This is a genomic window from Staphylococcus lugdunensis, from assembly GCF_002901705.1.
Taxonomy (GTDB): domain Bacteria; phylum Bacillota; class Bacilli; order Staphylococcales; family Staphylococcaceae; genus Staphylococcus; species Staphylococcus lugdunensis.
Genome location: NZ_PPPV01000012.1, coordinates 938,782 through 949,699, shown reverse-complemented (window position 1 = coordinate 949,699; position 10,918 = coordinate 938,782). Strand labels below are relative to the sequence as shown.

Below are 10,918 nucleotides of genomic sequence, written 5' to 3'. Positions count from 1 at the left end.
TAATGAAATTTGACTTGAATAGCAAAAATGGAATAGCTGATGAAGATAATATTTTGACTAGCTTTATTATCGGTACTGGCGTTGGGCATTCAATAGTGAAATTTGAAGATGAAAGAGAAATCTTTTTTTCAAATGCAACTACAATCGTATTCGCACAATATATGAAAGACGTGTTAGCAAAGAAAAATATAAAAATAGACATTAATAATTACATGAATAGTACAGTTTTATCCTTCGAATATGATATAAAAAACGGGTCAAATGAAGGCTATATAAGTACTTTTAATGAAATAGTCGAGAAATTATTAGATATTAATATAGATAATGATAGTTTTGATGCAGCAATTGATAATGCAAAAAAAGATATGGAATCCAATTTCAAAATAAATGAGTATAGAGCTACAATGAAATTTATGGAAATGTTTAGTGATTACTATAATTTCAATTTGAAAAGTTTGATTAATGATATATGGAACTTTGATATTAAAGATTTACTAACATTTAAAAAAGAAATGATCTTTTACGAAAACTGCATCATTAACATTAATAAAGATATAGATAATAAAGAGAAACTGTTGAATTTTAGTAAGCTAAACCATAAATTTTCATATCTAGTAAATGAAAATGATGAAAATGATGTTACGATTGAAGAAGAAGCAAGACATGTTAGTAATTATATAGGATATCATTTCAATCACCTCATTAAAAATGATTTCAATTACAATTACGCAAATGTATTAATTTTGGGGTATCATATATTTAATTCAAATTTTCAAGTTCAAATTTCAAGAAAAGAAATAGGTATATTAGGACAAGCAGATCTTAGACAAAATGATGAAAAATCAGTATCAGATATTACTGATGATAAAGTTATCAAATACAAAGAAATATTGATTAATAGTATTAATAACATGTATCACAGTGGTAGTGAAGAATTTAATTCAATTTTAGCCAAATTATTTGGAGATAATTTGAGTATTTCAAAAATTTTGGATTACTTAAAAAATATCACTCTCAATGATTTTAAAGAATTCTTTGAGAATATGCATCTGAATGTATTTGAAATTAACTTTAAGGAGGCGTAATAAATGGGAAAAGAGATTTATTTAGATCCAATAGAATTTCAGGATCAACTATCTAGTTTTGGTGAGGGTTCAGAAGAAATTAGTGGCGTGAATATTTCAGAAATAAAGGATGCCAAAAAGGAAACAAAACTTGATAGCATAGACAAACTAGATGGTTTAATTGATGAGTTATCTAATGCCATGAAAAAATACGCCCAAATGATAAGTACAGATAAAGATGCTATGGATAAGATAGCTGCAACGATTCAAAAAAATGACCAAGAAAATGCAGATAAAATATCGAATAAACATTGAGGTGAAAAAATATGACACGTTTAATTAATTCGGAATTAGAAGACTATTTAGAGAATACAAGTGACATGAAAAGTCAATTAAATGAAGCATTATATAATCATTACACTCAATGTAATACTTTATCTAAAACAGGGAGCATTAAGGGAGATGCTGGGGATAGTATTAAAAAATATGTTAGTTCAGCACATATTGGTACAATTTCGAGAGCTATAAACGTAATCTCTAATTTTGAAACAGCAGTGCAAAAATTAAAAGATTTAGGACATGAATGTGATAGTGATTCAAATGCTAAAATTGATTCAGATACTTTAGATGATACAAAAAAAGATGTTGATGATAAGAAAAAAGAATTTATTGATATAACTAGTGATTCTTCAAGTTTATTATCTGATGCATCAGAATTTATTGATACAGTTCCTTTAGGTAAAGATAAAGTTGAAAGTGGTTATGATGACAGTGAAAAAAATATAAATGATACTAATACCAAACTTGAAAACATGGATAAAGAAGGTCAAAGTTCTCTATCTTCAATTACAAGTGAAATACAGGGATTAGTTACACAAATTAATAAATTGAGTAGTGAATACCATGATAAAAATGGAATTATTGCTTCGAAGATTAATTCAATTACAAAAGAGCCTTGGTATAAGAGCGAAGTAAATTCTGGTGAGTTTAAAAAGATGAAAGCTGAAAGTCCTGTAGCATATGCTGAAGGAGAAAAAGTTAAGTATAGAGAGCAATTATATTCTAAAGATGGGAAAACAGTCGGTACTACAGAAGCAGGGAGTATACATGGTAAATCGCATGTAACAAAGGATTCGTATGGTGCAGAAGGAGACATGTCTGTTCTTAATTCTAACGTAAAAACAAAAGATAAGTATTCAGAAAGTCAAGCAGGATATAGTGTTATAAGTGCTAAAGGAAGTGTTGATGTTGATAGTAAACACATTAAGGCAAATGCCAATGCACAACTTTTTGATGCTGGACTTGAAACGAGATTGGGTACAGAGGATTATAATTTCCATGGCAAAACAAATGTAGAAGTAGCATCAGCTAGTGCTGGATTGACTGCTGGAATAGATGGAGTTGGACTTGAAGCTGAAGCTGTTGGGGCAAAAGCAGAAGTCGATGGTGGATTTACTATTGGTGGAATTAACTTTGATGTTGGAGGTAGTGTTGGTGCACAAGCTGGAGGTAAGGTTGAAGCAGGCGCAAGAGGAATTGAAGTAGATGCTAAATTCTTATTCGGAGCTAAAATTAAAATAACTTGGTAGGCAGGTGTATGATATGTCAAAAACACAATTAATTGCTGAAAAAAATAGTAAAACTAGAGAATCTGCTGCAACAAAAGCAAAGATTGCTGACTTAAATGCTAAAATTGAAAAAGCTAAAAGAATCAAAAGTAAATTTGAAGATCTAAAAAAAGATGTAACAGTACATAAATATAGCGCATCTTTTATACTTAAAGAATATAATTATTGGAAAGGTGATAATAACTCAAAGTGGGTTGACAAAAGTAAATCCGATTTAATAGATGGTTCATTAAGGGACTGTATAAATAATATAGATGATAATATAGATAGATTAATTGATAAAATAACTGAAATGGAAAATGAAGTTAACGATTTAGAAGGAACTCTATCTTGGTTAAAAAATGCAATAAATTCATTAATAGCAGCCATTGAAAAAATAGCTAATTGATTAATAGGAGATAAAAAGCAGCTAATAAATTTTTAAAACTTACTTTACAGTTTTACACTTATTGTTTATTATAAAAATAATAAAGCGATAATTATATCTTCACTTTTATATTAAATTATAATTATTAATTTTTTGAAATTAAATGTAACATTATGTTATATTTTGTTGAAATTTTTAGTAAAAGTGAATGAATTATTTTGATAATAGGTAAAACGATATTGGCTATTTTAGTATGTTTGAGAAATAGTCAATATAGCTAAATTTCTAAAAAAGATAAAGAATGGAGAAATTTATGAAAAAAATAATTGTAGGAGTGCTGATTATAATGATGACTATAATAAACGGTTGTAGCAAAGAGGATGATAACAATAATGACAACCAATATCAAAATAAAATAAACCAAATTTTAAATATTCAACAAAAGACACATCAAGATATGGCAAAACAAAGTGATAAAGTAAATCCTAAATTTAATAAAGATGAAGTAAATCGCTATGTTTATAATAATGGTAAAATGATTATTATTAGCTATCCGTTGTATAAAGAAAATAAAAAGTTGTTCTATGCTGCTTATGAGTTTAAAAATGACAAAATTTACTATAAACAAGGGTTTAATGCGAAAGAATATGTCAACCAACATGAAGCAGATTTTAAAGATATAAAAAATGAACAATAAAGGTGAATACTATGATTAAAACAATTAAAGTAACATCTCTTATCGGACTTATTTTGGAAGGATTTCTATCGTTAATGTTCGCTCTTTTTTTCGCAACGTCAATTTCCGGTTTGTCTCAATCTGAGATTCAAACTACAGTTAATGGTGAAACAACAATGCAAAGTGCTGAAACGTCATCATTAATCTATAATTGGATTTTGGGTGTACTTATGACTGTAAGTATCATTTCATTTATTATTGGCATTATAGCTTTAAAAATTATGACAAAAAAGACAACAATGAGTGCAGTGCTTTATATTATTGGTGGTTTTGTAAGCCTTAATTTGATTGCGATTTTTGCATGGACACTTTGTGGCGTATTGTTGTTAAAAAATAAAGAAGCACTTAAAGGAATAGTCATTGAGAAAAATAATATAGGTAATGCCTGGTGGATTATTTTAGCTATAGCTGGTGTTCTAGGCCTGTTGAGTGTACATGGTTTTTTAATTGGATTCGGTGCACTAATCATTTTAGTTTTGAATATTATTTGGTTAACTGTGTATACGCCAAAGAATAATACTCAAGCTTTCGAAAGTACGGCTAAACCAACGATATACGCATCTATCATAGGTATTTTTGTAATACTTGTTTTAATTAATATATTAAACGGTGCTGTTCTATATGATGACTTGCTAGATTTAGGGTCAAAAATATACGGTAATATATTTAACGTCATCAGTAAGCCGATGATTATATGTAGTTTGATATTATTTGCGATTGGTACATATGATGTTTTTCAAATTCAGCGAAAGCGATTAAATAGTAAATAATGAAATAAAGAAAATTTTAAAATGTGTTATATTGGTTTTATGTTAAATAGGACTATTAAGCCTAATTTGAGAGGTTAGACAATTTTGTTTAATCTCTTTTTTTTAAAACTTAATTATATTTACTGAGATCTAAATTATATTGAATACTATAACAATCTGTTTTATATTAATATTGACATGACAATCAAGCATGAAAAATCTAACACTGAAAAATATAATTGTATTACAGATCAATTAGGAGTGATTGATAGTGAGTATTGAAACAAAGTTAAATAAACAATACAATAAAATAGCGAACCACGTAAGTGATATGATTCCTGGCCCATGGGAGAAAGTATATTTAGTTGCATATATGGAAGAATATGCTAGTGAAGTGTTTTTCTTTTTTACAGTTCCACAGAAAGATGAACTTTATTATTCACAACATATACCAAAAGATTTTGGTGTGTCTAAGAAAGAATATGTGAACAGAGCTTTTCGATTATGTGATTTGTTTGATGATTTAAACGCTATTTTTGTTAAATATGGTCAAGAACAGTTTGGCACGTGTGAACTTGACTTTACCATTGAAGGAAACTTAAATGTCTCTTTTGAGTACATAGATTGGAAAGCATCAAATTTTTCTCCAAGTGAAAAATTTGATTATTATCGATATAAAAAATTTGGTATATTACCTAAATTTCAATATCAAATTGATGATCTTCATGCGGTTGAAAAGTATGTAAAAGAAAGTCAAGAAAAATAAAATTAGATAAAAGAATTTATAAAAAGAAGATTAGACAGATAGTCCTTGTTTAATCTCTTTTTTTAAGTTTAATTCTAATTATTGTTATCTAGATGATATTATAAGTGTTATTTTTATTAATATTGCTATGCCAGTTAAATTTAAAAACCTAAAATAAACGTATTAAATATAAATAGCAGTGGGTATAAATGAGTTTTAAATCAAAGTTAAATGACGGAGGCGCTGTAAAATAATAAATATAGATAGAATAAATCAACGATGATTATATTTTTTTTACTAAATAGTATATGTCAATTTTAGAAATTAATATATAATCAATATTGTATATAGTCATTTCAAAAGCATAACTATTAGTTAAAATGAGAATTAAACTGTTTTTACAATTTAAAGCTTAAAAGAAAATATACGTCAATATGGTTTAGAGATTTATTTAATAAATATAAAGAACTACAAAAATCAAACGCCGACTGTAAAATAGCTATTTCAATTTATAAATAAAAGAGGATGGTGTTTCAAAGAATAAAAGTATATTTGAAATTACCAGGTTGGAAATATATGAAAATTATTGAAGTCATGCAAGACGGATTAAGATAAAATGAAATATGGTACATCATCCAGAACACTACTTTAATCATTTGATATCTGAATACTAAAAATTATCGCAAAAATATTTACATAATGAATGGGAGGATGTGACTAATCATGAATTTTGAAGCGCAATTAGATGAATTATATATTGAAATTACTAATCATATCAGTGACATGATTCCAGAAAGATGGGAAAACGTGTGTCTAAATGCGTTTATTGGGGACAATAAGAGGTATGTGTACTTCCATTATATGGTCCCAGGTGAAGATGATCCTCAACTGTCAATGGATATTACCTGGAATTTTGATGTATCAGAAGAAGTATTTGATCAGCAGTTTGAAACGTTATGTGAATTATTAATGAAGTTGCGGCATCTGTTTGTTGTAAATGGCAGACCGCCATTTGGTACATGTGTTATTGAGTTTAATCATAAGGGACAAAAGCAAGCTGTATATGAAAATACAGATTGGGATGTGGTAGATTTTAGATCTAAACATATGAAAAACTATTATTTTTATAAGAATTTTGGTCACTTACCAAAACAAAAATATGACATTGAACAAATGTATGCCATTCATAGGTATGCCAAAACAATTGACGATAAAAATGAAATTGTAACTATGGAATTTAAAGAAAAGATAAATTATTTATATCGATATATTGGACAGCATATCATGAATATGATTCCAGTATCGTGGGAGAATGTATATGCAGTTGCATATATGACTGATGGCGGAGGATCAGTGTACTTTTATTATACTATACCTGATAGTGATGAACTGTTTTATTCAATGGATATTCCTAAGAATTGTCATACGTCAAATGATGAATTCAGTCATCAAACCGATGGATTATATGATTTGTTTGAAGAATTACGTTATGAATTTATTAGAAATAAACACAAAGCCTGGAGTACATGTGAATTTGATTTTACGATTAAAGGTAAATTAAACGTATTGTATCAATTTATAGATTGGGATGCTACAGAATTTGGATCAAGTGCTTATTTTAATTATTATCGTTATAAAAAATTTGGTATATTACCTAAATTAGACTATGAGCTTAAAGAACTGTATGCACTCGAACGTTATATGAAAGAATATCAAAAACAGCAGGATACATCAATTTAGATAAAAGTCAGCAAAGCATGTTATAAACAATTTGATATAGTCAGGAGAAATGTTTTGGTTATTTTAGGTTTGATTTCAATTATTTTACTTATTATTTTAGCGATTTTTACAAGTATGTTAAAAGCTCAAAGAATCCCGATTTTCGGTTATTTTGTCGATATTGTTATCTTAGCACTGCTGATGACAATTTACTTTGTTGGTGGAGGTTTAAATCATAGTGGGTTGATTGCTTATGTGGTGTTTCTGCATATAAGTTCATTGATATATATTTATTTGGCACTGAAAAATTACTTTATCAAATTAAATAAACATAAATATAATTATGCTAAGAAAAATCAATTTAATGACAAAATCGCAAAGGATAAAGCTTATGATTTTCGCTTTACTCGCAGACAAGCTGTATATCATTTTCTTATTGCCATCGCCTTGATTGCTATTGCTAAACTAAGACTTACACCAGAAATAGAGCAAGATGTTTTATTATTTGAGTTTGGTTACGCATACCGTTTCATTATAATTGGGCTTGCAGTTATAGTTCTTACGTTCCTCATTGAGTGCTATCGTATGGAAAAATATGGCGCAAATTTAGTTAGAATAATTGTGCCACTAGGTGTTGCATTATGGGCAGTTATCTCCATGTTGTTGCTAGTAAAAGACGTATGGATAATTGTATTATTAGCCATTGTTGTTTTTGGTTTTTATTACGTACTTTGTAGTACAGCAGAGATGTGGTTTAATCATTCTATTATTTTACCGATAATTTTATATAGTATAAGTGGCACTTTATTTGTCATTCCATTTCTATTTATGCAGCACAATCAGAAATTAATCAACAATAGTTTATTTATACTCATACTTGGCATTCTTATATATGGATTGGTAGTGATAAATGCATTATGGAAGAGACCACTACGACATCAATTAAAGATATTAATGAAATATAATAATACGTTGATATCAGCTAAAATTTATAATCAAACTAAAAAGCGTATGACAAGTTTGAGATTATCAAAATATAAATTTTACATTGCTATGGTAGCATTAATCATATTATTTACTGCAACTAAAATACTAGTCACACCGGCTATGAAAGATATCTCGGGCATAGATATTGTAGCATTAATGATGCTATTATTTTTTATAACTGTGGTATTTTTGGTAATAGACATTATTTCATGGCTGAAAAGAAAACAATTTGTCTTCATCACTATAAAACCTTTATTTGTTTTTGGGTTATACATTCTTTTATTCATATGGTTGCCTTAATTATCAAGCGTTAATATGAAATGCTCGAAGTAAAGATAATGATACTTTTTTGATTGCGTATGTTGTAACAGATATTTTGTTTTGGATTAAAAATAAAAAAATTATATTCATTTCGATTAATTCACGATTTCTTATGGTATTATTAATTGTGTTAGCTTGGTGTTTATTTTAAAAGAAAAAGATAATATCAATCTAAATAAAAAAGATTAAGGGGTAAACAAATGAAAAGAATTATTACTGTGTTATTACTGTTTGCGATTGTGTTAGCGGGTTGTGGTAAAGGAGATAAGTACGACAAAGATATCGATAAGGTTTATAAAAAGCAAGAAGAAACAAATAAAATGTTACCAGCATTTGGCTTAAAAGTAGATAAAAAAGTAGATAGAAATGATAGTAATACATATGTTTATAAAGACGGAAAAGTATTTGTGATTGGTGTACAACTTAGTAAAAAAGTTGAAGAATTAAATTACTTTACTTATAAAATGAAAAACGGCAAACCAGAATTAGATATGGATGAAAACCCACTTAAATACAAGAAAAGCCATAAAGCAGATTATGAAGAAGAAAATGTAGAAGTAAAAGAAAAATAGGGACATACTTGTATTATTTGTGCGAAAATATTATAAAATAATTATATAACATTATATTGTTTTATTTATAAAGAGGAGTATTGATATGGAAGAAACCGGGAAGGCATTAAAAATATGGACATGGGTATTTATGGTCTTATCTCTAGTAGTTTTTCTATTTGGTATCGGTTCAATCATCTGTAGCTATAAATATAAACAATATAATGAAGAAAAAGGCGCCAAATTATTACAAACCGCAATTATTGTAACCGTTGTTACAACTACTATGACAATTTGTAAATTCTTTGTTTAATGAACAATACATTTTAGTTCGATTTCAATAATAATTATAAGGGATTAGGCAAATAGCACTTGTTTAATCCCTATTTTTAAAAAATACAATATATGGCATAACGTTTAATTGCATGGGAAACATACAAAAAATTTAGTATTTATTTAATGAATGTCAAGCACTAATTGGTATAACTATAGCTAAGATTAGTTGACAGTTTTAAAGCAATATCAATGTTTGAAAAAGGAGAGAGCCCATGAAACCTAAAGAAATGCAAGTTATGTGTATGAACAACATAAAGAATTCATATTTAATCGCCTTTGCTTTTAGTTAATCAAATGGTTAGGAATTATCACTATAATACTTTCAACTATTGGATTAATATACTTTTCATTGATTATTCCCGTTGACTCTGAAGAAAATAGAACAATTTGGGTAGGGATATTATTTATGATAGCAGTGCATATTTTAGTTGCACGATTTTTCTTCTATTTAGGATTGCTAAATAGTTCAATCAAAGAAGATGAACTACAGTTGTAGCAAGAAATGAAAATATCGAAATGTTTAAAATAATTAAGTTTACATAAATTCATTTAATTGATTTGAGAGGAAAAGAAATGAAAAACATGATGAAAGCTGTGTTGATGTTAAGTCTATTAGTTACATTAACTGCTTGTGGTAATGATAGTAAAGATAGTAATCATGATACAGATACGTTTAAAAAAGAAAAAAAGACAAATGAAACTAAAAGTCAAGATGATGTTGAATCTTTAAATATCAAGGATTTACCAAAAAGTACTGAAATGAATATGAAGAAAGATATTAAAATCAAAGACGAACAAAACAAAATAATTATAAAAAAAGATTCAATCAAATATGATAAAGATAAAAAGCAATTATCTATGGATATTATTTATAAACCTCATTATGTATTTGAGCCAGAACGAATTGGTAGGTCACTAACAATATTTTACACTAATGACGACAATGTACAGCGTGTAAGATATAGATATAAAGTCCATGGAGAAAATCATGACCACACAGTAGTTAAACATGGCTCGGATTTTAAACTAGAAGAATAATGTCATTACTATTTTTTATTTTTAGAGCTTAATTGAGAACTAACTAGCTTAAAAAGACTTCATTTATAGAGGAGAGATGGATAGTGGAAAAGGAAATAACTAAAGAGGAAATTGCTCATAATATAAAAAATCCATACATTACCCCTGTTGCAATATTAATGAATATACTAGCACTTGTTCTATATTCAATTATGTTTTTTCCTCAGCATTTATTATACAAATTGCCTAAGTATATTTATATATTCTTATTATTTTGGTTGATTATTAATGTCATTTCGTATGTGCAAGAAAAATCCAAAAAGGTTAAAACAGATAAGGGAACATTAATAAGATATATTATTATCAGTACATTATGTGGTTATAGTGTATCAATAGCTATTGCTTCAGTATATGTTTTTGGTGCAACAGTTAATGGAGATGATGTTTTTGACTATTGGCTGATGATTATTATAGCTAATGTTATTTCACTTATTGGCTTTAATATTTTTGTAATAAGTGAATTTGGTTTAATTCAGTCATTATCGGGTTCTGCGGGTAATATTATTGGCATTGTTGTAGCTTTAGGTGGCATGGGTATTTTGATTTATTTAAGTCGTATTGTGCCTTACACAGCTGAAGAAAATAACTTTATATGGATATCAATTTTGGTAATTTTAATGGTTGACTTGTTAATAGGT

General features: G+C 27.7%; 13 protein-coding genes. All 13 read left to right on the top strand.

The window, feature by feature from the left end; all coding sequences use genetic code 11:
* Positions 1–2: 2 nt before the first annotated feature.
* Entirely contained in the window at positions 3–1,085 is a 1,083-nt protein-coding gene (locus tag CD041_RS05220) for a hypothetical protein (RefSeq protein ID WP_070647898.1), read from the top strand.
* A gap of 3 nt (positions 1,086–1,088) precedes the next feature.
* Positions 1,089–1,379 (top strand): hypothetical protein, encoded by a 291-nt coding sequence (locus CD041_RS05215; RefSeq protein WP_002459611.1) that lies wholly within the window; start codon positions 1,089–1,091, stop codon positions 1,377–1,379.
* Positions 1,380–1,390: 11 nt separating this feature from the next.
* On the top strand, positions 1,391–2,653 hold the full coding sequence (locus CD041_RS05210) for a T7SS effector LXG polymorphic toxin (protein ID WP_070647899.1): 1,263 nt from the start codon (positions 1,391–1,393) through the stop codon (positions 2,651–2,653).
* 13 nt (positions 2,654–2,666) lie between these two features.
* Positions 2,667–3,080: a YwqH-like family protein gene (locus tag CD041_RS05205; RefSeq protein ID WP_070647900.1), complete on the top strand. Its 414-nt coding sequence runs from the start codon at positions 2,667–2,669 to the stop codon at positions 3,078–3,080.
* A 292-nt stretch (positions 3,081–3,372) separates the two neighbouring features.
* Entirely contained in the window at positions 3,373–3,756 is a 384-nt protein-coding gene (locus CD041_RS05200) for a cystatin-like fold lipoprotein (protein WP_070647901.1), read from the top strand.
* A gap of 11 nt (positions 3,757–3,767) precedes the next feature.
* Complete coding sequence (locus tag CD041_RS05195; RefSeq protein WP_070647902.1) at positions 3,768–4,565, top strand: DUF5084 family protein; 798 nt, start codon at positions 3,768–3,770, stop codon at positions 4,563–4,565.
* 250 nt (positions 4,566–4,815) lie between these two features.
* The gene (locus CD041_RS05190; RefSeq protein WP_070647903.1) at positions 4,816–5,310 is read left to right on the top strand and encodes a TIGR01741 family protein; all 495 of its coding nucleotides are present in this window, start codon (positions 4,816–4,818) and stop codon (positions 5,308–5,310) included.
* A 702-nt stretch (positions 5,311–6,012) separates the two neighbouring features.
* A complete protein-coding gene (locus tag CD041_RS05185) occupies positions 6,013–7,029 on the top strand; it encodes a TIGR01741 family protein (protein WP_080606617.1) in 1,017 nt (338 codons plus the stop codon).
* Positions 7,030–7,083: 54 nt separating this feature from the next.
* Positions 7,084–8,295 (top strand): DUF5080 family protein, encoded by a 1,212-nt coding sequence (locus CD041_RS05180; RefSeq protein ID WP_070647904.1) that lies wholly within the window; start codon positions 7,084–7,086, stop codon positions 8,293–8,295.
* A gap of 221 nt (positions 8,296–8,516) precedes the next feature.
* Positions 8,517–8,888 (top strand): cystatin-like fold lipoprotein, encoded by a 372-nt coding sequence (locus tag CD041_RS05175; protein WP_002459601.1) that lies wholly within the window; start codon positions 8,517–8,519, stop codon positions 8,886–8,888.
* Positions 8,889–8,973: 85 nt separating this feature from the next.
* A complete protein-coding gene (locus CD041_RS05170; protein ID WP_002459600.1) occupies positions 8,974–9,180 on the top strand; it encodes a hypothetical protein in 207 nt (68 codons plus the stop codon).
* A 596-nt stretch (positions 9,181–9,776) separates the two neighbouring features.
* Positions 9,777–10,241 carry an LptM family lipoprotein gene (locus CD041_RS05165; protein WP_002478480.1) on the top strand — a complete coding sequence of 155 codons (465 nt, stop codon included), beginning with the start codon at positions 9,777–9,779 and terminating at the stop codon, positions 10,239–10,241.
* An 83-nt stretch (positions 10,242–10,324) separates the two neighbouring features.
* Positions 10,325–10,918, top strand: a 594-nt coding sequence (locus CD041_RS05160; protein ID WP_103284511.1) for a DUF5079 family protein, incomplete at its 3' end; no start/stop codon positions are given.